The sequence below is a fragment of the Variovorax fucosicus genome (assembly GCF_030316825.1).
Lineage (GTDB): Bacteria > Pseudomonadota > Gammaproteobacteria > Burkholderiales > Burkholderiaceae_C > Variovorax > Variovorax fucosicus.
The window spans coordinates 927,298-950,858 of record NZ_JASZYU010000001.1; the positions used below are offsets into that span (position 1 = coordinate 927,298).

Annotated in this window: 21 protein-coding genes; 1 reads left to right on the top strand and 20 read right to left on the bottom strand. The window is 66.2% G+C overall.

Translation table 11 applies throughout. The features are described 5' to 3' along the window. Positions 1–22: 22 nt before the first annotated feature. From QTI05_RS04385 to QTI05_RS04455, 15 genes are all read right to left on the bottom strand, one after another. On the bottom strand, positions 23–355 hold the full coding sequence (locus QTI05_RS04385; protein WP_286623046.1) for a DUF805 domain-containing protein: 333 nt from the start codon (positions 353–355) through the stop codon (positions 23–25). Positions 356–442: 87 nt separating this feature from the next. Then, on the bottom strand, positions 443–1,963 hold the full coding sequence (gene pgi / locus QTI05_RS04390) for a glucose-6-phosphate isomerase (protein ID WP_286623048.1): 1,521 nt from the start codon (positions 1,961–1,963) through the stop codon (positions 443–445). Continuing rightward, positions 1,960–2,910 (bottom strand): transaldolase, encoded by a 951-nt coding sequence (tal, locus tag QTI05_RS04395; RefSeq protein ID WP_286623050.1) that lies wholly within the window; start codon positions 2,908–2,910, stop codon positions 1,960–1,962. Before tal ends, pgi begins: the two co-directional genes overlap by 4 nt. A gap of 83 nt (positions 2,911–2,993) precedes the next feature. Further along, positions 2,994–3,779 carry an SDR family oxidoreductase gene (locus QTI05_RS04400; protein WP_286623051.1) on the bottom strand — a complete coding sequence of 262 codons (786 nt, stop codon included), beginning with the start codon at positions 3,777–3,779 and terminating at the stop codon, positions 2,994–2,996. Between the two features lie 8 nt (positions 3,780–3,787). Beyond that, positions 3,788–4,567 carry an SDR family oxidoreductase gene (locus QTI05_RS04405; protein WP_286541833.1) on the bottom strand — a complete coding sequence of 260 codons (780 nt, stop codon included), beginning with the start codon at positions 4,565–4,567 and terminating at the stop codon, positions 3,788–3,790. Position 4,568: 1 nt separating this feature from the next. Continuing rightward, positions 4,569–5,549 carry a sugar-binding transcriptional regulator gene (locus QTI05_RS04410; RefSeq protein WP_286541832.1) on the bottom strand — a complete coding sequence of 327 codons (981 nt, stop codon included), beginning with the start codon at positions 5,547–5,549 and terminating at the stop codon, positions 4,569–4,571. A gap of 17 nt (positions 5,550–5,566) precedes the next feature. After that, positions 5,567–7,048 carry a sugar ABC transporter ATP-binding protein gene (locus QTI05_RS04415; RefSeq protein ID WP_286657785.1) on the bottom strand — a complete coding sequence of 494 codons (1,482 nt, stop codon included), beginning with the start codon at positions 7,046–7,048 and terminating at the stop codon, positions 5,567–5,569. A 73-nt stretch (positions 7,049–7,121) separates the two neighbouring features. Continuing rightward, on the bottom strand, positions 7,122–8,057 hold the full coding sequence (locus tag QTI05_RS04420; RefSeq protein WP_286623055.1) for a sugar ABC transporter substrate-binding protein: 936 nt from the start codon (positions 8,055–8,057) through the stop codon (positions 7,122–7,124). A 97-nt stretch (positions 8,058–8,154) separates the two neighbouring features. Further along, positions 8,155–9,141 (bottom strand): ABC transporter permease, encoded by a 987-nt coding sequence (locus QTI05_RS04425; protein WP_286623056.1) that lies wholly within the window; start codon positions 9,139–9,141, stop codon positions 8,155–8,157. Continuing rightward, positions 9,138–10,637, bottom strand: coding sequence for an FGGY family carbohydrate kinase (locus QTI05_RS04430; RefSeq protein WP_286623057.1), 1,500 nt, complete (start codon positions 10,635–10,637; stop codon positions 9,138–9,140). The genes QTI05_RS04425 and QTI05_RS04430 overlap by 4 nt, the downstream gene beginning before the upstream one ends. Next, the gene (locus QTI05_RS04435; RefSeq protein WP_286623058.1) at positions 10,638–11,594 is read right to left on the bottom strand and encodes a transketolase family protein; all 957 of its coding nucleotides are present in this window, start codon (positions 11,592–11,594) and stop codon (positions 10,638–10,640) included. After that, entirely contained in the window at positions 11,591–12,472 is an 882-nt protein-coding gene (locus QTI05_RS04440; protein ID WP_286623059.1) for a transketolase, read from the bottom strand. Before QTI05_RS04440 ends, QTI05_RS04435 begins: the two co-directional genes overlap by 4 nt. A gap of 279 nt (positions 12,473–12,751) precedes the next feature. Continuing rightward, complete coding sequence (locus tag QTI05_RS04445; RefSeq protein WP_286623365.1) at positions 12,752–13,798, bottom strand: ABC transporter ATP-binding protein; 1,047 nt, start codon at positions 13,796–13,798, stop codon at positions 12,752–12,754. A gap of 23 nt (positions 13,799–13,821) precedes the next feature. Then, positions 13,822–16,071: an ABC transporter permease gene (locus tag QTI05_RS04450; RefSeq protein ID WP_444812887.1), complete on the bottom strand. Its 2,250-nt coding sequence runs from the start codon at positions 16,069–16,071 to the stop codon at positions 13,822–13,824. A gap of 97 nt (positions 16,072–16,168) precedes the next feature. Beyond that, positions 16,169–17,179, bottom strand: a complete 1,011-nt coding sequence (locus QTI05_RS04455; protein WP_286541824.1) for an ABC transporter substrate-binding protein — start codon at positions 17,177–17,179, stop codon at positions 16,169–16,171. Positions 17,180–17,316: 137 nt separating this feature from the next. Here QTI05_RS04455 and zwf point away from each other — a divergent pair, with 137 nt between their 5' ends. After that, complete coding sequence (zwf, locus tag QTI05_RS04460; RefSeq protein WP_286541823.1) at positions 17,317–18,792, top strand: glucose-6-phosphate dehydrogenase; 1,476 nt, start codon at positions 17,317–17,319, stop codon at positions 18,790–18,792. 31 nt (positions 18,793–18,823) lie between these two features. On the opposite strand, the gene QTI05_RS04465 is transcribed toward zwf, so the two are convergent. The 5 genes from QTI05_RS04465 to QTI05_RS04485 form a co-directional block, all read right to left on the bottom strand. After that, the gene (locus QTI05_RS04465) at positions 18,824–20,272 is read right to left on the bottom strand and encodes an XVIPCD domain-containing protein (RefSeq protein WP_286623061.1); all 1,449 of its coding nucleotides are present in this window, start codon (positions 20,270–20,272) and stop codon (positions 18,824–18,826) included. Then, positions 20,269–20,877 carry a hypothetical protein gene (locus QTI05_RS04470; RefSeq protein WP_286623062.1) on the bottom strand — a complete coding sequence of 203 codons (609 nt, stop codon included), beginning with the start codon at positions 20,875–20,877 and terminating at the stop codon, positions 20,269–20,271. The genes QTI05_RS04465 and QTI05_RS04470 overlap by 4 nt, the downstream gene beginning before the upstream one ends. A gap of 5 nt (positions 20,878–20,882) precedes the next feature. Further along, positions 20,883–21,395 (bottom strand): DUF4189 domain-containing protein, encoded by a 513-nt coding sequence (locus QTI05_RS04475; RefSeq protein ID WP_286623063.1) that lies wholly within the window; start codon positions 21,393–21,395, stop codon positions 20,883–20,885. Then, positions 21,395–22,504, bottom strand: a complete 1,110-nt coding sequence (locus tag QTI05_RS04480) for a TrbL/VirB6 family protein (protein WP_286623064.1) — start codon at positions 22,502–22,504, stop codon at positions 21,395–21,397. Before QTI05_RS04480 ends, QTI05_RS04475 begins: the two co-directional genes overlap by 1 nt. A gap of 122 nt (positions 22,505–22,626) precedes the next feature. Beyond that, positions 22,627–23,436: a BPSS1780 family membrane protein gene (locus QTI05_RS04485; RefSeq protein ID WP_286623065.1), complete on the bottom strand. Its 810-nt coding sequence runs from the start codon at positions 23,434–23,436 to the stop codon at positions 22,627–22,629. Positions 23,437–23,561: the final 125 nt, after the last annotated feature.

The window sequence follows — 23,561 nt, forward strand, 5'->3', positions numbered from 1 at the left end:
TGGAGGCGGGGAAAGCGGCGGGTCAGGCCGTCACTTCGCCATGCGCATTCGATTCGGTCGCGCCGGGCTGTACCCAGAAATAGATGAGCACGAGGATGCCGAGCAGCGGGATCAGCACGATCAGCTGCAGCCAACCCGACTTGCCGATGTCGTGCAGCCGTCGCGCACCGACGGCCAGGGCCGGCAACAGAAGGGCGAGGCCGACAACCGACGAGACGATGTCGCCGAGAAACGAGGCCACGATCGCAACGATGAACTGGAACAGCGAAAACCACCAGAACTCGGAACGGCGTGCGCGGCCGCTGAAGTCGACGTATTTGCTCAGGCAGACCTGAACCGCTTGCATGAAATTCATGTTGAACAACTCCTCTTTTTGATCCCACGGGAAAACCCCGCGGCCATCATATCGACGGGTCGTTCGAATTCCGCGACAAATCTGCGCTCAGCCCTGCCGCAACCGTGCCAGCAGGCCGGCGGTCGACCCATCCAGGCCCTTGGCATCGCCGGACGCGAGCCGCGGCTCGATGTCCTTCGCGAGCACCTTGCCCAGCTCCACGCCCCACTGGTCGAAGCTGTTGATGCCCCACAGCGCGCCACTGGTGAACACGCGGTGCTCGTACATCGCGAGGAAGGCGCCGAGCGCTTCGGGCGTGAGCTTCTCGAATACGAAGAAAGTGCTCGGTCGGTTGCCCGGAAAATTCCGGTGGCCGCCGGCATCGGCCTTGCCGACCATCAGCGCCTGTGCCTGCGCGATGCAATTGGCCAGCAGCTTGGCATGATGGCCCTCGAGATCGTGCGAGGCATCGCGCACCGCGACGAACTCCAGCGGCGTCACGTCGGTGCCCTGGTGCAGCATCTGGAAGTAGGCGTGCTGGCCGTTGGTGCCGGGTTCGCCCCAAAGCACCGGTGAGGTGCCGTACGGCAGCGGCTTGCCGTCGATGTCGACCTGCTTGCCGTTGCTCTCCATCTCCAGCTGCTGCAGGTAGGCCGGCAGGCGCTTCAGGGCGCTGTGGTAGGGCGCAATGCTGCGCGTCGTGAAGCGGTGGAAGTTGCGGTACCAGACGTCGAGCAGGCCCAGCCGCACCGGCAGGTTCCGCTCGAGCGGCGCGGTGCGGAAGTGCTCGTCCATCGCGTGTGCGCCGGCCAGCAGGCGCTTGAAGCCCTCGCCGCCGATCGCCAGCGCAATCGGCAGTCCGATCGCCGACCAGAGCGAATAGCGGCCGCCGACCCAGTCCCAGAAACCGAAGGTCGTGTCGATGCCGAATTGCTTCGCCGCCTCGACGTTGGTGGTGAGCGCAGCAAAGTGGCGCGCGACATCGACGCTGCCCGACTGCTCGAACCAGCGCTTGGCCGAGAGCGCGTTGGTCATGGTCTCGGCCGTGGTGAAGGTCTTCGACGCGATCAGGAACAGCGTGTGCTCCGGCGCCAGCCCCTTGAGCACGCCGGCCAGCTCATGGCCGTCGACGTTCGAGACGAAATGAAAGCGCTTGCCCGGCGCCACGAACTCATCGAGCGCCAGCACCGCCATCTGGGGCCCGAGGTCGGAGCCGCCGATGCCGATGTTGACCACGTCGGTGATCGTGTGGTCGCTGCGCACCTGCTCGGCATAGGCCAGCATCGCGTCGAGCGTCTGCAGCACCTCGGGCGTGGCGGCCGGGCTGCGCAGCAGCGTGTGCAGCACGGCGCGGTCCTCGGTGCTGTTGATGTGCTGGCCCGCGAACATCGCGTCGCGGTGCGCTTCGAGCCCGCATTCGCGCGCCAGCTTGATCAGCAACGCCTCGGTCGGCGCGTCGATCAGGTTCTTCGACAGGTCGGCGAAGAGGTGTGGCGCCTCCTGGCTGAAAGCGGCAAAGCGGCCGGCATCGGCCGCGAAGGCGCGGCGCAGGTCGAAGCCGCGCCCCTCGCCGTCGTGGTGCGCCTGCAGTTGGGCCCAGCCCGGTGCCCGGTCGCAGCGCGTGCTCATTGGCCGCCCATGAGCTTTTCGAGCTTGATCGCATCGGCGGCAAACGCGCGGATGCCCTCGGCCAGTTTCTCGGTAGCCATCGCGTCCTCGTTGAGCGCGAAGCGAAAGCCCGGCTCGTCGAAGCTGGCCTTCGGAATGTCGTGCGACTTGGCCGCCTTGGCGTCGAGCGCGTGGGTCAGCGGTGCGTCGCTGGCAGCCAACTCGGCCAGCAGCTCGGGGCTGATCGTCAGCAGGTCGCAGCCCGCGAGCGCGGCGATCTGGCCGGTGTTGCGGAAGCTCGCACCCATCACCTCGGTCGCGATGCCGTGGTGCTTGTAGTAGTCGAAGATCTCGCGCACCGACTTGACGCCGGGGTCGTTGGCGCCGGCGTTGGCGGCCTCGTCCCACTTGGCACCGGCGGACTTCTTGTACCAGTCGTAGATGCGGCCGACGAACGGCGAGATCAGCTTGACGCCGGCCGCGCCGCAGGCCACTGCCTGCGCGAACGAGAACAGCAGCGTGAGGTTGCAGTGGATGCCCTTCTGCTCCAGCGCCTTCGCAGCCTGGATGCCTTCCCAGGTCGAGGCGACCTTGATCAGCAACTGCTTTTCGGTGTCGACGCCTTCGGCGCGGTACATCGCGACGATGCGCTCACCCCGCGCGATGGTGGCGGCCGTGTCGAACGACAGGCGCGCGTCGACTTCGGTCGAGACACGGCCCGGCACCAGCGTCAGGATCTCAGTGCCGAAGCGCACCAGCAGCCGGTCGATCACCTCGTCGATCGGTTTGCCGGCGTGCTTTTTGACGGCCTCGTCGAGCAGCGGCCGGTATTCGGGCTTCTGCACGGCCTTGAGGATCAGCGACGGGTTGGTGGTCGCATCCTGCGGTTTGGAAGCACTGATCTGCTTGAAATCACCTGTGTCGGCGACAACGGTGGTCCACTGGCGGAGGGCATCGAGTTGGTTCATCGAAACATTATCTGACGGCGCTTTGACAGTTGCCTGTACGTTATTGCGTTGTCCTGGTTTGCGGTGCAGCTTCGCCTGCAAGCTCAGGACATGAACATGCCGCCGTCCACGTTGATGGTCTGGCCCGTGATGTAGGACGCGTCCTCCGACGCCAGGAAGGCCACCAGCCCGGCCACGTCTTCGCCGGTGCCGGCGCGGCCCATCGGAATGCCTGCCACCCATTCGGCCATCAGTTCGCCGGGCTTGTAGTCGCCCATCAGCCTGCCCCAGGCCGCATCGTTGTAGGCCCACATGTCGGTGCTGATGATGCCGGGGCAAAAGGCGTTGACCGTGATGCCGGTCGAGGCCAACTCCTTGGCCAGGCTCTGGGTAATGCCGAGCACGCCGAACTTGCTGGCCGCATAGTGCGGCGTGTAGATGAAGCCCTGGCGGGCCTGGCCCGAAGCGGTATTGATGAGACGCCCCTTCTTGCCGCCGCTGCGCATGCGGATCGCAGCTTCCTGGCAGCACAGGAACACGCCCTTGGTGTTGACGGCCAGCACCTTGTCCCACTCCGCCTCGGTCATGTCCTCGAGCCGGGCCACCGTGATGACGCCGGCGTTCTGGACCGACACATCGACTTCGCCAAGTTCCTGCGCCACGCGGTCGTACATGGCTTTGACCTCCTCGCGACTTGTCACGTCCACGGCCGCCGAGATCGCTTTCGCGCCGCCGGCACGCAGGGCTGCGGCGGTTTCATGCACCAGCGGCTCGTTGGCCGCAACGCACACGCTCGCACCCTCGCGCGCAAAGCGCTCTGCAATGCTCTTGCCGATGCCGCGGCTGCCACCCGTGATCACCACCACCTTGCCTTCGAATCGTTGTGGCATGCGGCCCCCTACCAGCAGACGAATCCACCATCGACCACGAGGTCGACGCCGGTGCAGAAAGACGAGGCCTTGCTGGCAAGGAACACGGCCGGGCCGACCAGCTCGTCGACCGTCGCCATGCGGCCCAATGGCGTGTCGCGCTCGAAGACCTTGCGCTGCTCGGCGACCTCGGGGCGCAGGTTCATCGGCGTCAGCGTGTAGCCGGGGCTGATGCTGTTGACGCGCACCCCGCGGTCGCTCCATTCCATGGCCAGGCTCTTGCTGAGATGGATCACGCCGGCCTTGGAACTGTTGTAGTGCGCCTGCAGGATGCCGCGGTTGACGATGCTGCCGGACATCGATGCGATGTTGACGATCGTGCCGCGTCGGCGCGGCAGCATGACGCGGGCCTGCGCCTGGCACGACAGGAACACACCGGTCAGGTTGATCGCCATCAGGCGCTCCCACTGCGCCAGCGGCATCTCCTCGGCCGCGGCCGCGTTGGCAATGCCCGCACAATTGAGCGCCACGCTCAACGCACCGAGCTCGACCTCGGTACGGCGCACCGCTTCGGCCAGATCGTCGGCCTGTGTCACATCGCCCTTGAAGGTCAGTGCGCGCCCGCCACGCTGCCGTATTTCTTCGGCTGTCTGCTCCAGTCCGGCACTGGTGGCCAGATCGAAACAGGCAACTGCGCAGCCAGCCTCGGCCAGCCCGATCGCCAGACGCTGGCCAATGCCGCTGCCGGCACCGGTCACCAGTGCGATCTCGTTGTTCAAGTCGAAGAGGTCCATCACAAGTTCTTTAATGTCAGGGCGCGGCCAGCAGGCGCTGCGCGGTGCCCAGGTCGGTAATCAGGGTGCTGATCCAGCCACCGCGCAGCGCGGCCCGGATTGCTTCGAATTTGCGTTCGCCGGCGGCCACGGCGACGCGCCGGCGCGTGCGCCGGATCTGCTCGACGTCGATGCCGAGCACGCGCTGGTCGAACGGCGTGCGCAGGTGCCGGCCCTCTGCATCGAAAAAGCGCATGCAGACATCACCGACCGCGCCGGCCTCGCGCAGATCCTCGAGATCCTGCTCGGTGAACACGTTCCCGCTCTCGCGCAGCATGCGCGAGGGCGGAATCGCACCGACGCCCATCAGCAGTGCCGACAGCTCGTCGAAGTGGCCCAGCGCAGCCACGCAGGAGGGGTCGTTGAGCAGCACCTCCTTGGTTGCGAGGCTGGACACCACGCCGGGGGCGAGCATGAAGATCGCCTCGGCCTTGGCCAGCTGCGCCAGCCGTTCGGTGAGACGCGTGGCAAACACCTGCGACGCCGCGAAGCCCAGTCCGCCCATCACCTGCACCACGCTCTCCGTTTCACCGGGGCCGGTCGCCCGCATCACATTGACCGCGTGCAGCAGCGTCGCGCTCCACGACGAGACGCCGATATGGCGCCAAGTCGGCACCGAAAGCTCGAGGTAGTTGGCCGCCGTGGCCGACAGGGCCTGGCTCGATTGCTCGTCATCCTGCGCGGCACCATCGGTCATCTCGACCACCAGTGCCTCGTCGAGCCCGTACTGCAGCTCGATCTTTTCCTCAACCTCGGCATGCACGCCGGCCGGCACCTGCACCGTGGTGCGCACGATGCCGAGCTCCCCCGCCTGCTTGAGCAAGCGCGACACGCGCGCCTGCGAAAGCCCGAGCTGCTCGGCGATGCGCGCCTGGCCGATGCGGCGCTCGTGGTACATGGTGGCCACTCGGGTGGTCAGGCGCAGCAGGTCGTGCGAGGGTTGGCGGGGTGTGGGCATCGACGGACGACCGGTAGTCAGGACACGGCCAATTCCATCACACGCGGCCCGCTGGCTTCGGCCCGCGTCAGCACGCCGCGCGTCTCGCCCCGGGCCATCACCATCACGCGGTGCGACAGACCCAGCACCTCGTCGAGATCCGAGCTCACGACGATCACGGCCATGCCCTTGCGGGCCAGTTCGGCGATCACCTCGTAGATCGCGGCGCGTGCACCGACGTCGATACCGCGCGTGGGCTCGTCGAGGATGATCACCCGCGGATCGCGCGCCACCCATTTGGCGATCACCACCTTCTGCTGGTTGCCGCCCGAAAGACTTCCCGCGGCCTGCGCCGGCGTCCCCTTGACGCCGAGCCTGCGGATCAAGCCGGCCGCGAACTCGGCCGCCCGCGCGGGGCTGATCCAGCCATTCGGGGCGACCTGGTCGAAGTTGTTGTAGGCGCAGTTGTCGGCAATCGAATGCGGCAACACCACGCCAAGTGCCTTGCGGTCGTCGGGCACCAGCACGAGCTGCGCACGTATGGCGTCCATCGGCGAATTGAGGGTCAGGGTTTTGCCCTGCATCGACACGCGGCCGCTGGCGATCGGATCGATGCCCGCGATGGCGCGCATCAGTTCGGTCCGACCGGCGCCGACGATGCCGGCAAAGCCGAACACCTCGCCCGGTCGCACCGCAAACGAGATGTCCCGAAAGCTTCCGTCGGGCGCGGTCAGCCCTTCGACTTCCAGCGCTGCCTCGCCGGTCACGGGTTCAGCGATGTCCGGAAACAGCCGGTCGACACTGCGCCCCACCATCTCGCGCACCAGTTGGGTGGTCGGCACCTGGGCGGTGTCGTGCTGCGCCACCTGGGCGCCGTCGCGAAGCACCACGATGCGGTCGGCCACCCTGGCAATCTCGGCCAGCCGGTGGCTCACGTAGATGAACGACATGCCTTCGGCCTTCAGGCGATGCACCTGTTCGAACAGGCGGTCGGTTTCCTCGTCCCCGAGTGCCGCCGTCGGTTCGTCCAGGATCAACAGGCGCGCATCGAGCGTCAGCGCCTTGGCAATTTCCACCTGCTGCTGCGCCGCCACGCGCAGGGTGCCGACCTTGCGCGTGGCCGGCACGTCCAGGCCCAACCGTTCGAGCTGGCGCTGCGCGCGCTCGACCATGGTGGCCATGTCGATGCGCCCGCCTTTCATGAGCCAGTGACCGACGAACACGTTCTCGGCGATCGACAGCTCCGGCAGCAGGCGCATCTCCTGGTGGATCAGGCCGATGCCGGCGTGCAGCGCATCCGCCGGGCTGCGTGGCGCATAGGGCTCGCCCTGCCATGTCATCACCGCACCGGTGTCGGGCGGGATGACGCCGGCAATGATGGACGACAGCGTCGACTTGCCGGCACCGTTCTCCCCCAGCAGCGCCACCAGTTCACCCGGCCTGACTTCGAGGTCGACACCCCGCAGAACGGTGTTCCCGTAGTAGGTCTTGCCGACGTTCTTCAGCACCAGTCCCGACATAGCTTCACCTTGTTGGTTGGATGGCATGGTGGCCGCTCCGGGCAGGCAGCGCCCGCGCGGCCTGCCACCTGCGTCAGGGGTGGCTCTTCAGGAACTTGTCGACGTTGGCCTTGGTCGTCAGCACGCCTTCCATCGGCTGGTCGACCGGCGGCTTCTTGCCGGCGAGCAGGTCGGTGACTGCATCCACCGCCATGCGGCCCATGGTGAAGGTGGGCTGCGTCACGGTGGCGTCCAGCCCGCCGCTTTGCACCGCCTTCAGGCCCCCGACGTCGCCGTCGTAGCCCACCACCCAGACCTTCTGTGCCGGCTTGGCCAGCTTGACCGCTTGCGCCGCACCCAGCGCGATGCCATCGGCCTGGCCGAAGATGACGTTGATGCTCGGGTCGCGCTGCAGCATGTCCTGCGCGATCTTGGCGCCTTCATCGGCCGCCCACCGCTCGGTGAACTGGTTTTGCGTGATCTTGACGCCGGGGCACTTGGACAGGCCCGCCACGAAGCCCTTCATGCGGTCGACTTCTGGCGAGGTGCCCTTCTGGCCGTGGATGACGACAGCATTGCCCTTGCCGCCGCTTTGCTTGCAGATCCATTCGCCAAGTTCGGTCGTGGCCTTGATCGACTCGCCGCGGATGAAGGTGTCTCCCGGTGCGCCATCGGCGTTGCGGTCGACGCTGACGACCGGAATGCCGGCGGCGCGCGCGGCCTTGACCGGCACCGACGCGGCGGTGGCACCAGCCGGGATGTAGATCAGCGCATCGATCTTCTGCGTCAACAGATCCTGGATCTGGTTGACCTGCGTGGTGGCGTCGCCCTTGGCATCAACCGTGATGATGGTGTAGCCCTTTTCCTTGCCGTAGGCCTCGACCGACTGCTTGATCATGTTGAAGAATTCGGCCTGCAGGTTGGCCACGGCCAGGCCGATTTTCTTGGTCTGGGCCTGCGCGCCACCGGATGCCGCGAGGGCAGCCAGTCCTGCAATGACGATGATTTTCTTGAGTTTGAACTTGAACATGTTGGCTCCTGGATTTGTTGACTGTGTTGTGAATGACGCAACTGGCGTCGGCATGCAGTTCGTGGGTGATGTGTTCAGTGTTGGCCGCCTTCCTTTCCTAGCGGATTCGACGCTTGTTGGCGTCGACCGCAACCGCCAGCACGATCACGACGCCGATGATGATTTGCTGAACAAAGGGCGACACGCCGACCAGGTTCAGGCCGTTGCGCAGCACCCCGATGGTCAGCACGCCCATCAGGGTTCCCCAGATCGTTCCGACACCGCCGGACAGGCTCGCGCCGCCGATCACCACGGCGGCAATGGTGTCCAGTTCGTAGCCCAGGCCGCCGCTGGGCTGTGATGAATCGAGCCGCGTCGACATCACCACGCCCGCCAGGCCGGCGAGCAGGCCGCACACGGTGTAGACCAGCAGCGTGACGCGCTTGACCGGAATGCCGGCCAGCCGCGCGACTTCGGCGCTGCCGCCGATGGCGTAGAGCGCACGCCCGCCGGTGCGGTACTTCATGTAGAGCGCCGCCAGTACCGTGAGCACGATGAACAGCGCCACGGTGATCGAGAGAAAACCGAAGTGGCGATTGATCGACATGGCCGAAAACCAGTCGGGATAGCCGACGATCTGCGAGCCGTCCGTCACCATGTTGGCCAGTCCGCGCGCGATCGACATCATGGCCAGCGTGCCGATGAACGCCGGCAGGTTGGCACGCGTGACCAGCAGGCCCGAAACGGCACCGCACACGGCACCGACGACCAGCGCTGCGACGATGGCCAGGGGCATCGGCACGCCGAACACGTTGGCGAGGCTGCCCATCACCATCATCGAGAGCGCGAGCACCGAGCCGACCGACAGGTCGATGCCACCGATCACGATCACAGCGGTCATGCCCAGCGCCATGATCCCCAGCACGGTGAGTTGGTCCAGCACGTTCAGCAGGTTTCTGAAAGTCAGGAACGTGTCGGTCGACAGCGCGAAACCGATGCACAACACGATCAGGCTGAGCTCGGGTCCATGTGCGACCAGGAAGTCGAGCGCGGATCGGTGCTGCCGCGGCGCGGCAGCGACCGTTCCGGATGAAAGTGCATTCATGGCGTCCCTCTGGTCGATGAGATGGCGGGTGGCGACGAACCCAGGCGCGACTGGCGCACCGCATGCGCCCAGCGCCCGCGCGCCGCGTGCATGCTGGCAACCGGTCGCGTCGAGCACGTCTGGTGCTGGGCGCGTGGCAGCGCGTGCAGCGCCTGCCAGTCCCAGAGCCCGGCCCCGAGGCCTGCCAGATGGGCGACGCCCAGCGCCGACAGTTCCGGATCGGTGCAGTGCACGACGGGCCGCGCAATGGCGGCCGACAGCAGGTCGAGCAGGTGCGGATTGCGCGACGGGCCTCCGTCCAGCAGCAACCGGTCGATGCCCGGAACGCTGGCGTCCATCGCGTCCATCACATCGGCCACCTGGTGCGCGATCGACTCGACGGCGGCCGCCAGCAGCGCGCCCTTGCCGGTGCCGAGGGTGAGGCCGCTCAACAGGCCCGTGGCATTGGCATCCCACCAGGGCGCGCCGAGCCCGCCGAAAGCGGGCACCAGGCAGACTCCGGCGCTGTCGCTGCGGGCGGCCAGCTCGGCTGCGCTCGCACTGTCCAGACCGAAGAGCTCGGCCACCCAGCGCAGGGTCGAACCGGCCGCGCGGATGTTGCCCTCGAGGGCCCGAACCGGTCCGCTGCCGCTGTCCCAGGCCACTGTGAGGCACAGCCCCGGATGCGGCACGCCGGTGCCGTCGAAAAGCCCCATCACCGAAGAGCCGGTGCCCAGCGTGGCCTTGACCCGCCCGGGCGCATAGACGCCATGCGCGAACAGCGCCGCATGCGAGTCCGCCATCACGGCCTGCACCGGAACGCCCTGCAGCGAAGCATGCAATCTGCCCGCATCGGCGCAGCGGCCGAGCGACGGCACGACTTGCGGCATGGCCGCGCGCGGTACGCGGAACAGGCGCAGCAGTTCATCGTCCCAGTCGAAGTCGTGCACATTGAAAAGTTGCGTGCGCGAAGCGTTTCCCACCTCGATCACATGCCCGGCACCGAGGCGCGCCAGCAAGAACGCATCGACGGTGCCGGCGCACAGCGCACCGGCCGCGCTCTGCGTGCATTGCGGATCGACCTGGTCCAGCAGCCAGCCCAACTTGAGCGCAGAGAACATCGGATCCAGCGGCAGGCCGGAGCGCTCGCGCACCGCGGCGGCCACCCCTGCTTCGCCCTGCAACCGGTCGCGCAGCGCGACGGTACGCTGATCCTGCCAGCTCAACAGCGGCGTCACCGGTGCGCCGTCGGCACGGCGCCAGACCATGGCCGACTCACGCTGCGTGCTCAGACCCACCGCAATCACGCGGTCGGCGGGCCGGGCAGCCAGACATTGCTGCACCGCCTGCTGCACGCTGCGCCAGATCGCCTCGGCATCCTGCTCGACCCAGCCGGGCTGCGGATAGTGTTCGCCCAGCGCGACGACTGCCTTGGCGACAACTGCGCCACCGGCATCCACCAGCAGGCACTTGGTGGCGCTGGTGCCCTGGTCGACCGCAAGGACGAGGTCGCCCATTCAGTGCTCCCGCGCCACCAGTTCGCTGGCCCGATGCACGATGCCGGCGGCAGTGAGGCCAAAGTGCTCGAGCAGGAAATCGGTGTTGCCTGTCGGCGCGAAACCGGACACGCCCATGATGCGCATCGGCACCGGATGCCATTGGGAAACCAGCTCCGCAACCGCCGAACCGAGCCCGCCATAGACGATGCCCTCCTCGACCGTGACGATGCGGCCGGTTTCACGCGCTGCCGCCAGCATGACATCGCCATCCAGGGGTTTGACCGAGGCGGCATTGATCACGCGCGCCTCGATGCCGCCCTCGGCCAGCAGGTCGGCGGCCGCCAGCGCGCGCGACACCATGGTGCCGATGGCGATCAGCGCGATGTCGTTGCCGTCGCGCAGGATCGTCGCCTTGCCGATGCTGAATTCAGCGCCCGGCGGCGTGACGGCCGGAACCTTGTGGCGACCGATGCGCAGATAGGCCGGCTTGCCCGAAGCGACCACGGCCCGCATGGCCGAACGGGTTTCGGCCGGGTCGGCCGGCACCAGCACCGCGAGATTGGCGATCGCACGCATCCAGGGCAGGTCCTCGATCGAATGATGGGTCGGGCCAAGCTCGCCGTAGGCCATGCCCGGGCTCATGCCGCACAGCACGACCGGGAAGTTCGAGTACGCCACGTCGGCCTTGATCTGCTCCAGCGCCCGCCCGGTGAGGAAGGGCGCGGCTGCGCAGACAAACGGAAGGTAGCCGCCGTTGGCCAACCCGGCGGCAACACCCACCATGTTCTGCTCGGCGATGCCGACATTGATCACGCGATCCGGAAACGCGGCGCGGAACGCCACCAGATTGCTCGACCCGACGGAGTCGTTGCAGACCGCCACGATGCGCGGATCCTGCTTCGCCAGCGCGGTCAGCTCATCGGCAAATGCGACCCTGCAGTCGAAGCTGCCCGGAATCTGAACGTCCTTGCTCATGCTTCCCCCAGTTCCGCCAGTGCAGCGGCGACCTGCTCTGCGCCGGGAACCTTGTGATGCCATTCCACGCCGTTCTCCATGAACGACACGCCCTTGCCTTTCACGGTCTGGGCGATGACTGCGCGCGGGCGTTCGTTGCGCGGCCGTTCAAAGGCTTCGAGCAGGGCCGCATGCGAATGGCCATCAACGGTGATGACCTCCCAGCCGAAGGCGCGCCACTTGTCGCCCAGGGGCTCCAGGTCGTTGGTTGCCTCGGTGCTCGCGCCCTGCTGAAGCCGGTTGCGGTCGACGATTGCCGTCAGCGATGCGAGGCGCCGGTGCCCGGCATACATCGCGGCCTCCCAGTTGCTGCCTTCCTGCAATTCGCCGTCACCCAGAACCACATAGGTGCGCCAGTCCTGCCCGGCGAGTTGGGCCGCGGTGGCACAGCCCACGGCCACCGGCAGTCCGTGTCCCAGAGGACCTGTGTTGGTTTCGACGCCGGGGATCTTCTCGCGGTTCGGGTGGCCGTTCAACGGCGACAGCGGGCCGGCGAAATGGGCCAGCCGGGTGGCCGGGAAAAAGCCGCATGACGAAAGCACCGAATACAGCGCGGCAGCGCAATGGCCCTTGCTGAGGATGAAGCGGTCGCGCCCGGGCAGGCCGGGTTGTTCCGGGTCGATGCGCAGGACGCCTTCGAACAGCGTCACCAGGATGTCGGTCACCGACAGATCGCCGCCCACATGACCCAATCCGGCGTGGGCAATGGTGCGCAGGACGGTTGCGCGATTGGCGCGGCCGGCGCTTTCGAGACGGGCGATGCGCTCCGCGGGCGAAGCGGCGTGCCAATGGCGGCGACGTTCTGCCCATTGGGCCGCCGCCGCGCGATCGACCGTCAACGGCGCTGAAACCTCAAGACTTTCCGATGATTGCATATTTATTCATATGTGAATGTCTAATCCAAAGTTTAGAAAGCACGGCAAAGGTCGACCATCGGGGTTTTCCCCGCCAATGGGCGCCAGGATTGGGGTGCGAGGCCGGCGCGCCACGGAGCGCCGGCCACCGGAGGACGGAAATTTCAGGAAGTGGTCGACCCGGACGAGCGGATACAGGTCACCGATGCAGGGCGACAACTGCCCCTGAAGCCCGACCGCGAATGGCTATGGGGGCTGTGGCGTTCAGGCGGCGCCGGGCACAACCGACACGCCATGCGTGCCCAGCGTGAGCGTGGTTTCGGCGCCCGCCGCGAGCGGGCGGGCCAGATCGTTCGACACCACGAACACCGGGCCGAGCACCGTGTCGAATCCGTATTCGTAGAAGCCGCCGAGGTAGGCCGCCTTGCGCAACGTGGCGGGCAGTCCGCCCGGCAGCCCGATCAGCCAGGCCTCGGGCCGCACCGCCACCTTGACCGCGCCGGGCGCGACCGCGTGCCGCGGCGTCAGCGTCAACGGGCCGAGTCCGACCTGCCCGTCGGCGTGTGCGGTGGCCGGGAACACCATGGCCTCACCCATGAAGCCCGCGACGAATTCGCTCTCGGGCCGCCCGTAGAGCTGCTCGGGCGTTCCGCGCTGCGCGATCACGCCATGGTCCATCACGATGATCTGGTCGCTCACCGCGAGCGCCTCGCTCTGGTCGTGCGTGACATAGGCCACGGTGAGCTGGAGGCGCTGCTGCAGCGAGCGGATTTCCTCGCGCATCTCGCGCCGCAGGCGGGCGTCGAGGTTCGACAGCGGCTCGTCGAACAGCAGCACCGCCGGCTCCAGCACGAGCGCACGGGCCAGCGCCACGCGCTGTTGCTGGCCGCCCGACAACTCGCTCGGCAAGCGTTCGTCGAAGCCGACCAGCCCGACGCCCTTGAGCGTGTCGCGCGCACGGCGTGCAATCTCGTCCTTCTTGACGCCGCTCATCTTCAGGCCGTAGCCGACGTTCTCGATCACGTTCATGTGCGGGAACAACGCATAGCTCTGGAACATCATGCTCACGTTGCGCTCGGCCGGGCCGAGCGTGGTGACGTCGCGGCCACCCATGATGATCGAGCCCGAGGTGGGCGACTCCAGCCCTGCGATCATGCGCAGCGTGGTGGTCTTGCCGCAGCCCGAGGGGCCGAGGATGGTGGTCAGCGTGCCGACCGGCACTTCGAAGCTGATGCCCTTGACCGCCAGCGGCGCCGACGGGTCGGTGCCATAGCGCTTGGTGACGTTGCGAAACTCGATGCCGTTCGTCATGGTGCCTGTCATGTCTTGTTCCTTCAATGTCCCACCACGACCGGCGCAGCCACGCCGCCCGTCTTGCGCCGCCCCAGCTTGCGCTCCCCCACCACGAACTGGATCAGCGCGATGGCGGCCGACATCAGCACGATCAGCACCGTGCAGTAGGCCAGCGCCACGCCGTAGTCGCCGTTGCCGACACGGCCGATGATGTAGGTCGTCGCGAGTTCGTTCTCGGCCGTCACCAGAAAGATCACTGCACTCACCGTCGTCATCGCGCGCACGAAGCTGTAGACCAGCGCGGCCACCAGCGCCGGCTTCAGCAGCGGCAGCACCACCTTGAACAGCGTCTGCGAAGTCGATGCGCGCAGCATCAGCGACGCCTCGTCGAGCGAGCGGTCGAGCTGCTTGAAGGCCGCCGTGCCGGCGCGCACGCCGACCGGCAGATTGCGGAACATGAAGCACAGCACGATGATGAGCCCGGTGCCTGTGAGTTCGAACGGCGGCACGTTGAAGGCCAGGATGTAGCTCACGCCCAGCACGGTGCCCGGAATCGCAAACGCCAGCAGCGCGCCGAACTCGAAGGCGCCCTGCCCCTTGAACTCGTTGCGCGCCAGCAGCCAGGCGATGAGCAACCCGAGCGCCGCGGTGATCGGTGCCGAAATGCCCGCGAGCTTGAGCGTGGTCAGCAGCGAGTTCCACGCGGTGCCGGCCCACACCAGTCCGAACTGCCCCCACTCCAGCGAGAACGCGGTCTTGAAGTGGTTCAGCGTGAAGGTGTAGTCGCGCCCCCAGGTTTGCACGAAACCGCCCGCAAACGCGAACAGGTAGACCACCACCGTGAACACGATCCACGGAAACGCGATGCAGTAGACCGTGCGGCGCACGCCGTCGGGCAGCGCCATGGCGATGCCGGCATCGCCCTTGCCGCTGACAGTGGTGTAGTTTTTCTTGCCGAGCACGCCGCGCTGCAGGGCGAACACGGCCAGCGCAAAGAACGTGAGGATCCAGGCGAGCGACGCGGCGCGGCCCTGGTCGTACTGCGCACCGACGATGGCGAAGAAGATGTCGGTCGACAGCACCGAGAACTGTCCGCCCACCACGACCGGGTTGCCGAAGTCGGCAATGCTTTCGATGAAGCCGACCAGGAAGGCATTGGCCAGCCCCGGCTTCATGAGCGGCAGCGTGATCGTGAAGAAGGTGCGGCGCCGGTCGGCGCGCAGCATCTGCGCTGCCTCTTCGAGGCTCGGCGCGATGCCCTGCACCACGCCGCGCATGATCATGAAGGCGATCGGCGTGAACGCAAACAGCTGCGCCACCAGCACGCCCGGCATGCCGTAGAACCAGCGCGTCGGCTCGATGCCGAACCACGACTCCAGCGCCTGGTTGACCACGCCCGCGCGGCCGAACAGCAGGATCAGGCCCAGGCCCACGACGAACGGCGGCGTGATGATCGGCAGCAGCGCGAGCACGCGCAGCGGGCCCTGCCAGCGCTTGCCGCCCCGCTCGGCCATGAGCGCCATCAGCGTGCCGAGGAAGGTGGTGCCGGCCGCGGTGAGCAATGCCAGCGCGAGCGTGTTCCAGGCCACGCCGCAGCGCACGCCCCCGGCCAGGCAACCGAGGCCCCAGATCCGTTCGGTGAACACGCGGGCGACGAAGGCGGTGATCGACCATTGCCCGTCTTCATTGAAGAAGGCGCCGGCCAGCGCCTTGCTGACCGGATAGGCGATGAACAACGCCATCATCACGCCGCAGCCGATGACGGCGCCCGATACGAACAGGTCGCCCTTGAAGAAGCCGAGCCGCGCCAGTCCGAAGGCGGTGAGCAGCACCAGCGCGGTGAGCGCAACGAAGCCGCCGGCGCCGATGCCGAACTGGTTGATGGCGAGCTCGCCAAAGCTGCTGTTGAGCGCCGCGAAACTCCAGCCGCGCGCGCCAATCGCAAAGCCGCTGACGGCAAGCCCGAGCGCACCGACCAGCCCCCCGGCCAGCAGCCAGCGCCCCTGCGCTCGCCCGGCCGGCATCGCCGCGCCGACGGCGCACAGCGCAAGGCCGGCCAGGCCGATGAACAGCCAGCTGCGCCCTTGCGTCGCCGCCTGCATCACGCCATTGGCGCCCTCGGCCGACCCGAAGACCTGTGGAATGGCCTGGTACCAGGTGGTGTCCTGGATCGCGTACCACGGCAGCGCGAGGTAGGCAGCAATCCCGATCGCAACCCAGAGCCAGATCGAGCCCTGGGCGCGCCTGGCCGCGGCCAGCGCCGCGGAGTTGACGGGCACGCCGCCGATCATGGCCGCGCTCACGACGCCGCCGCCGGGCCGCACCAAGGCGGGGTGCTGCCCCCTCGGGGGGCAGCGAGCACACGAAGTGCCGGGCGTGGGGGCAACATCAGCGCGGCAGCGAGTTGACGTCCTTCTCCCAGCGCGCAATCAGGCGCCGACGCTCGGCGCTGGCGCCATACTTGGCGTAGTCGTAGTTGATCATCTTGATCTTCTTGAAGTCGGGCACGTTGGCGTCGACCACGGTGCCCTTGTTCGACGGCAGCTGGAACTGCTTGGCGGCGGCACCGAAGGTCTGGGCCTGGGGCGTCAGCGCCCATTCGTAGAACTTCTTGGCCTCTGCCAGGTTGCGCGCACCCTTGACGATGCTCATGGAGCCGATCTCGGCGCCGGTGCCCTCTGCGGGCGTCACGGTCTCGACCGGGAAGCCCTGCATGCGCTCTTGCGGCGCGTCGTGCACGAAGCTGATCGACACCGCGGTTTCGCCGCGCGCCACCGCCTTGATCGGCCCAGTGCCCGAGCGCGTGTACTGGCCGACGTTCTTGTGCAGGCCCTTGAGGTAGTCGAAGGCCTTCTCTTCGCCCATGAGCTGCACCAGCGTGGCGATCATCGTGTAGGCGGTGCCGCTCGAAGCCGGGTTGGCGACCTGGATGTCGCCCTTGTATTCGGGCTTGAGCAGGTCGGCCCAGCTCTGGGGCACGGCCAGCTTCTTTTTCTTCAGCAGCTCGGTGTTGTAGCCAAAGCCCAGCGGGCCTGAGTAGATGCCGACGGTCTTGAAGCCCGACTGCTGCGCCTGCTGCTGGGCCCAGGGATAGAGCTGCGACAAGGTGGGCGACTTGTATTCGAGCGTGAGGCCCGATTCGGCCGCCTGCAGGTGCGGGTCGCCGGTGCCGCCGAACCAGACGTCGGTCTTGGGGTTGTCCTTTTCGGCGATCAGCTGGGCCAGTGCTTCGCCCGAGCCCTTGAGGGCGAGGTTGATCTTGACGCCGGTGGTGCGGGCATAGACCGTGGCGATCATGTTGCACCAGTCAGCCTGCACCGAGCAGATCACGTTAACCTGTTGCGCCGATGCCAGCGACGACATGCCCACCAGCGCTGCCGCGCACAGAAGCTTCTTCATTCGACCCTCGCCTTCAAAAAAAAATGGCCCGGCGGGCCGCGCGTGAGCATAGTCGTGGCGCTGCGTATCGAGCATCCGTACAAGTACCATTAAAGTGACGGGCTGATTCAGCTTCCTCCACCACACGGATATCTTTCATGAGTTTCGACCTCGTTCTGTTCGGCGGCACCGGTGACCTCGCATGGCGCAAGCTCATGCCCGCGCTGTTTCAGGCCTTCCGCCATGGCAGCCTGCCCGAAGGCGGGCGAATCATCGGCGTGGCGCGCGATGACCTGTCGGACGACCAGTACCGCGCGTTGATCCAGTCGCGCTTCAAGGCGGTAGAAGGCGCCAAGCGCCCGACCGAAGAAGAGTTCAAGGCGTTCGCGTCGATGCTCTATTACCTGCGGCTCGACCTCTCCAAACCGGCCGACTATGCGCAGCTCGCCGACATGCTGAAGTCGCGCAACGCGGGCAACATCGTGATGTACGTGGCGACCGCGCCGGCTCTCTTCACGCAAACGGTCCAGCAGATCGCCGCGGCCGGCCTGAATGGCCCGAACACCCGCATCGTGCTCGAAAAGCCGCTGGGCCACGACCTCGCATCGAACCGCGCGATCAACGAGGCGGTCGGCAAGGTGCTGCACGAGAACCAGGTGTTCCGCATCGACCACTACCTCGGCAAGCCCTCGGTGCAGAACCTGTTTGCGCTGCGCTTCGGCAATGCGCTGTTCGAGCCGATCTGGCGCCGCGAGCACATTGCCAACATCCAGATCACGATCGCGGAAGACCTTGGCGTCGAGAAGCGCGGCGCTTTCTACGACCAGACCGGCGCGCTGCGCGACATGGTGCAGAACCACGCGCTGCAACTGGTCTGTGCGATTGCGATGGAGCCACCGATCAACTCGCACGCCGACGCGATCCGCGACGAGAAGCTGAAGGTGCTGCGCTCGTTGGCGCGCTGGACGCCCGAGACTCTGGGCCTGCAGGCGATCCGCGGCCAGTACACGGCGGGCACCGCCTACGGTGAGCGCGTGCCCGGCTACAGGGACGAGCCCGGCGTCGACCCCGAGAGCCGCACCGAAACCTTCGTCGCGCTGCGCACCGAGATCGAGAACTGGCGCTGGGCCGGCGTGCCGATCTACATCCGCACCGGCAAGCGCCTGGCCTCGCGCGACGCGCGCATCGAGATCAATTTCCGCCCCACGCCGCACGCCATCTTTCGCACGCCAGCCGGCGTGGCGAACAGGCTGGTCATCAACCTGCAGCCCAAGGACGGGCTCGAACTGCACTTGCTGGCACAGGCGCAGGATCAGCGCGTCACCACCAAGGGCGGTGTGCGCGGCGGCATGCTGCCACTGGCACCGGTGCAACTCGACCTCGACTTCGACAAGCGCTTCGGCACCGAGCGCGTTGGCGCCTATGAGCGGCTGCTGCTCGACGTGATCGACGGCCGCCTCAACCTGTTCGTGCGCAGCGACGAGCAGGAAGAAGCCTGGCGCTGGGTCGAGCCGCTGATCGACAGCTGGGGCACGGATGGCGGCCCGCGCCCCTATGCGGCCGGCACGTGGGGGCCGAGCGCGTCGAGCGCGATGATTGCCCGCGACGGTTTCGCCTGGGGCGAAGAACAATAGCCGAAAGTGCCTGAGTTCTAGACAAGCGAGCTCAAGCCAGAACCGGCCCGCTTTGCATTGGAGCAGGCTGGTTCAGCTGCTGCGCCCGCTGTTGGCGCTGTTGTTGGGCCTGCTCCTCGACGAAAGCTCGTGAACTCTCCGCAAGCGGCGTGTTCAGCGCCACCATCGTCGGCACGTCGATCAGCTTGGAATGCACGCTTCCCGGCGAGCCTTGTATGGCAATGATCTTGTCGCCCTTGGTGCCACCCAATTCCATGATCTCGATGCACGTCATGCGGGCGCATTGCGCTTTGACTGCCACGTGGCCTGCGGCGTTGTCGGTTTGATGATCCGATAGGCGTCCGTACTTGGCATCGATCGCCTGCATGCCGGCTTGGGCTTGCTTGAACAGTCCGTTGCCGGGATGGGCAGGGTCAGAGAGAAGGGGAACAAGAGGAGTCGGATCGGCCTGACTGCCGAGCCATGAACCGGGACGGGTGAGCTTGTCAACGGCTTGGGAGGCGCGATCGTGGAGCGCCTTACCGGCCTGATCCAGTGCTTGTCCTGCCCGCTGGGCGCCTTTGACTGCCGCATCGCGCGTGGCATCGTAGGCTAGCCCGGCGGCGTGGCCGACTGCGTTCACACCATGACCGACCGCCTGGCCGGCCTGCATCCCGGTTTGCAGCGGAACCGATGCGATGGCACGAGCGTCGTACACATCGCTGCGGTACCGATCGATCATGCTGTGGTGCGCCCGATAGCGTGCTTGGCTCTCCGGCGAGAGGATCGATTGCCCCAACGTTTGGCTGTTGGGCACGAAGTTGTCGATCGAGTGGGCACCGAAGTCGATCGCCTTGATCGGATTGCGCGCACTCACCGTCCCGCCATCCTCTCGGTAGCCGGCCTTGCCCAGCGTGTCGATATCCTGCTGCGCCGCATAGGTGCGCACCTCGCCAAAATGCGCGCTGGCCGCGCTCACCGGATCGCCGGCCCGAACATGGTTGATAACCTGATGCCCGCCTTTCGGGACGCCATGCACCAGACCGGCCGCGCCAAAGGCATTGAAGGTCTCGCCCTTGAGGCCGAACTTGTGGGCCTCCAGCTCGGCCAGCGTGCCGCCAAGGGAGTGGCCGGTGACGGTGACGTTGAGGGGGTGAGGGGTCAGCTGCGAATCGGCCTTGGCCAGCGCCAGCACCCTGTGCGTGAAGACTCGCGCATCGGGCGCTTGGGCATTGATGCCGGCCAGGGCCATGCCCGCATCGACGGTGCCATCGTGCACGGGCTCGCGGCCGAACTCGGTGCCGCGATAGGCGATCACCACCTCGCCCGTGTCGACGCGCTGGTAGGCCGTGGCCTGGAAGCCAGTCGCCGGGTTGTCGGTGTGGTCGAAGATCTTGTATTTCGCACCGTCCAGAATGACCTCTCTTTTCCTCGGATCAGATTCTGGGGTTCTGTATGAATGCTCTGCCAGCAACGCATAGTCCGTCGACGTGATCGTCATTCGAATTTCTCCTGGGCAGACAGAGTCGTCGAGAAGGTGTTGTTCGAGTCTTCCTTGAAGTCAGAGCGGTGTGCATTGCCACTGGTGATGAGCGGATGACCATCTGGCTTCGCCTTGGCGTATTCGCTGACAAAAGAGTGCTTATTGAAATACCTGGGCACGGACTTCCCCGCCAGGACTTCATCGAGATCAAGGGAATGGCTGAATATCAGGTTCCCGACCCGCAGCCCGAAACCCACAGAGGTCAGCGACCAGCGGCACACGCCGAGGCCGAAGTAGTCCTCGTCCTTCAGATGATCCACGTAGAGCGTGCCCTTGTAGACCCTGTCGCTCACGCGGGTCAGGGCGATCGGGAGGGATTTTTCGGGGGTAGGCCGGGCGCCGCTGAAGGGTTCCAGTGGCACACAGCGATCGTTCGACACGTCGTAGCCCGACGACCCGTCAATGACATCAAAGGGCCCCGGCGCATCTTCAATGGTCAGCGTGACCTCATAGCGCATCTTGGGATGCGGATTGAGCTTAATGTCGGGCTTTTTCATGGACTGGCCGCAGGCGGTGGTGGTGAGGGCAAGAAAAATGGCGAGCGCGGGGATGAGACGCCTCATGATGGCTATTGAATCCGGACCGGCTGGCTGCAGTCGGTGTAGTAGACGTGGCAGTTGGCGTTGCCAGCGACACCTTGGCAGTCACGCATGGCTTGCTGTTTGGCGGCATCTAGGTTCTTGCGAAAAACGGCCCCATGCCAATTGTCATCAATCACAAAGGCGATGCAGCCATTGCCATACGACGCTTCTTGCTTGCAATCGATCCCACCCCTGGCCTTGCAATCCGCAATGGCTGCTTGCTCCGACGCTGCGCGGCTTGCCAAGCTTGTGGAGGTTCCCATTGCGCCTTTTGGCAAGTCCAGATAGATCGCCCCATACCGATCTTGCCAAACCTCGGCGGGTCGTTGGGGAACTGCACGCTGGGCCCCATTGGGAAGCGGCGCGCATCCCATCGTCCCCTGTCCGCCTATGGGGTAGTACCCGTTTGGGCAACTGCCACCTTCAGCTTGCACCGTAAAACTCACCACCACGCCCAGCAGTAACCCAGTCAAGCTGCGCGTCAGCGATAGCGTGCTCATCACGCTTCCCCAGCAACCTTGAGTGCCTTCGATGGAGGCGGTGGAGGAACAGAAGCTGTCCTGATCTCATCGCGCGGGGGCTCTGTCGAGGTACGGGCAACAGGAGGAAGGTTGGCTGTAGATCCAGTCCCTTGGTTCGTCTGCGCGGGGGCGTTCGCCGGCTGATACCCAACCTGCCCCGGCATCCCCGTCGCATTGGCCTGCGCGCCCCCTCCAGACGCCCCACCCAGCTGTGAGAACGAATAGAAGGTACCGATCGTCGCGCCGAAGAACTGCGCCGCCATCGGTGGCGCGGTCACCAGCAGCACCGTCATCAACAACCCAATGCCGCCTTGCTGCATCGCCTGGCTGGTCAGCCCCGCGCCGCCATCGCCCAGGCCCAGCAGGGTGTTGATGGCGCTGGCCGACCACAGCGCCACCGCCACCTTCAACATCATCTCCATGATCACCGAGGTCATGAAACTGAGCACCGCCAGGCTGAACATCGTGGCCAGACCGTACTTGAGCCATCCATGAAACAGTTGCTTGGTCGCATCGTGCAGCAGACACAGGATGAAGATCGGCCCCAGCCCCACGAACAAGTTGATCGCGAAGGTGTACATCAGCAGCATGGCACCGGCCGTCATGGGCGGGCCGGCCACGCCCAGGGCGGCGACCATCTTGGCGCTGGAGGCCGAGGCCACGTTCTCGGCGCTGATGCCGGCGTTCAGGCCCTGGGCGCCGTCCATGGCCGCCATGGTCACCGCGATGTAGACCAGGTTCTTGTCGATGGACTTCTCCGGCGAATCGTCGCTTCCCGTGACCAGGTGGTTGATGCCATTGGGCAAGTCCGTCAGCAGCAGTTGTTTGATCGGGATGTTGCCCAGCGCCATGGTGGTGGCGGCGGTCACGATGAGCGCGTTGCGGCTCATCTCCAGCACCAGGCCCATCAGGGATTCCTGGGAGCGGCCCGTGACGATGCGAAAACCCTTGGTCAGGATGATGAGCGTCAGCACGAGCAGCGCGATGACGGACACGAAGCTCATCGTGTTGCCCAGCAGGTTGTCGCCGAAATCGTTGATCTGGCGGGTGAGGTATTGCTTGATGAGGGCGTAGTAGGCGGCTTCCATGTTGTTCTCCCTGAAAAATTCTTGATTGAAGGCTGGTTACGAAGTGCAGAGCGCCTGAGGTGGTGGCCACAATCACGCAGGCCCTTCGGCCTTCAAAAATATCGCACGGGGGCAGCTTCGTATCACTCTGCCGCTGCCCCATCGGCCCCACGTGCCCGCAGGCAGTCCTTGAAGCTGAACCACACGGCGGTATGCACCACGGCCTCCAGCACCACGACGACCACAAACACGGCCATCTTGCCGGCCAGCATGTCGATGGGGCCGGCGAGGGGTGTCGCGGTCTTGGTGGTGACGAAGCTCATCCACGCGACAAGCGCCGCCAGGCCCGCGCCCCACGCCAGGCCCAGCACCGCCATGGCGCCAAGGTTGCGCAGGCAAGTCACTGTGCTGAAGAAAAGGCTCTTGACGGGCGCGACGCCATGCCAGTGCACCAGCCCGGGGGCATGCCAGAACATGAGGATCACGAGCGACCTCAGGAGGTAGTAAAAAAGCAAGCCCGTGACGACCGTTGGACTTGCAGCTGAGCCGGGAATGGTCGTGCTCAGGTCGGCAGTGTCGGAAGCCAGAGCGCCGGCGAATGCCAATGCCGCCTTTCCGGCTAGCAGCAGGGCGGCGCCATGCATGAGGCCCAGCACCGCCAGCGGACGAATGCGAGTGCGCGTGGCCTGGAGGGCCGAGAGGAATACTTGCCGTGTCGAGGTCCCTGCCTGCAGCAGGCTGGCCGTGGCGGCCATGAGCGCCAGCGTCATCGCGGGGGCCAGCGCGCCCTCGAAGGCCCGACTCAAGGCGGGCGAGACAAGCGACAGCAGGTGCACGGGCAGCAAGTACGCCATGACCAGCACAAAGGGCACCACGGGTTGGCGCATGAAGGTGAAGAACCCCTCGCGCAGCCAGCGCACGCCCGTGCGTGACTCAACATGCCGCAGTTGCATGGCGTTGCTGCGCGATGGCCTCCCCAGGGTGTTCACGGGCCGTATTGTGGCGCATGCCAGCCGGCCGCTGACGTCTTTCGCGCCTGCGGTTGGACGCTGGCGCTGTCCGGAGATCAAACCCGGAC

Excerpts from the sequence above, each read along its gene's own strand:
- QTI05_RS04385 (WP_286623046.1), bottom strand. The coding sequence starts at position 355 with ATGAATTTCATGCAAGCGGTTCAGGTCTGCCTGAGCAAATACGTCGAC.
- pgi (WP_286623048.1), bottom strand. The coding sequence starts at position 1,963 with ATGAGCACGCGCTGCGACCGGGCACCGGGCTGGGCCCAACTGCAGGCG.
- tal (WP_286623050.1), bottom strand. The coding sequence starts at position 2,910 with ATGAACCAACTCGATGCCCTCCGCCAGTGGACCACCGTTGTCGCCGAC.
- QTI05_RS04400 (WP_286623051.1), bottom strand. The coding sequence starts at position 3,779 with ATGCCACAACGATTCGAAGGCAAGGTGGTGGTGATCACGGGTGGCAGC.
- QTI05_RS04410 (WP_286541832.1), bottom strand. The coding sequence starts at position 5,549 with ATGCCCACACCCCGCCAACCCTCGCACGACCTGCTGCGCCTGACCACC.
- QTI05_RS04415 (WP_286657785.1), bottom strand. The coding sequence starts at position 7,048 with ATGTCGGGACTGGTGCTGAAGAACGTCGGCAAGACCTACTACGGGAAC.
- QTI05_RS04420 (WP_286623055.1), bottom strand. The coding sequence starts at position 8,057 with ATGTTCAAGTTCAAACTCAAGAAAATCATCGTCATTGCAGGACTGGCT.
- QTI05_RS04425 (WP_286623056.1), bottom strand. The coding sequence starts at position 9,141 with ATGAATGCACTTTCATCCGGAACGGTCGCTGCCGCGCCGCGGCAGCAC.
- QTI05_RS04430 (WP_286623057.1), bottom strand. The coding sequence starts at position 10,637 with ATGGGCGACCTCGTCCTTGCGGTCGACCAGGGCACCAGCGCCACCAAG.
- QTI05_RS04435 (WP_286623058.1), bottom strand. The coding sequence starts at position 11,594 with ATGAGCAAGGACGTTCAGATTCCGGGCAGCTTCGACTGCAGGGTCGCA.
- QTI05_RS04445 (WP_286623365.1), bottom strand. The coding sequence starts at position 13,798 with ATGACGAACGGCATCGAGTTTCGCAACGTCACCAAGCGCTATGGCACC.
- QTI05_RS04450 (WP_444812887.1), bottom strand. The coding sequence starts at position 16,071 with ATGATCGGCGGCGTGCCCGTCAACTCCGCGGCGCTGGCCGCGGCCAGG.
- QTI05_RS04455 (WP_286541824.1), bottom strand. The coding sequence starts at position 17,179 with ATGAAGAAGCTTCTGTGCGCGGCAGCGCTGGTGGGCATGTCGTCGCTG.
- zwf (WP_286541823.1), top strand. The coding sequence starts at position 17,317 with ATGAGTTTCGACCTCGTTCTGTTCGGCGGCACCGGTGACCTCGCATGG.
- QTI05_RS04465 (WP_286623061.1), bottom strand. The coding sequence starts at position 20,272 with ATGACGATCACGTCGACGGACTATGCGTTGCTGGCAGAGCATTCATAC.
- QTI05_RS04470 (WP_286623062.1), bottom strand. The coding sequence starts at position 20,877 with ATGAGGCGTCTCATCCCCGCGCTCGCCATTTTTCTTGCCCTCACCACC.
- QTI05_RS04475 (WP_286623063.1), bottom strand. The coding sequence starts at position 21,395 with ATGAGCACGCTATCGCTGACGCGCAGCTTGACTGGGTTACTGCTGGGC.
- QTI05_RS04480 (WP_286623064.1), bottom strand. The coding sequence starts at position 22,504 with ATGGAAGCCGCCTACTACGCCCTCATCAAGCAATACCTCACCCGCCAG.
- QTI05_RS04485 (WP_286623065.1), bottom strand. The coding sequence starts at position 23,436 with ATGCAACTGCGGCATGTTGAGTCACGCACGGGCGTGCGCTGGCTGCGC.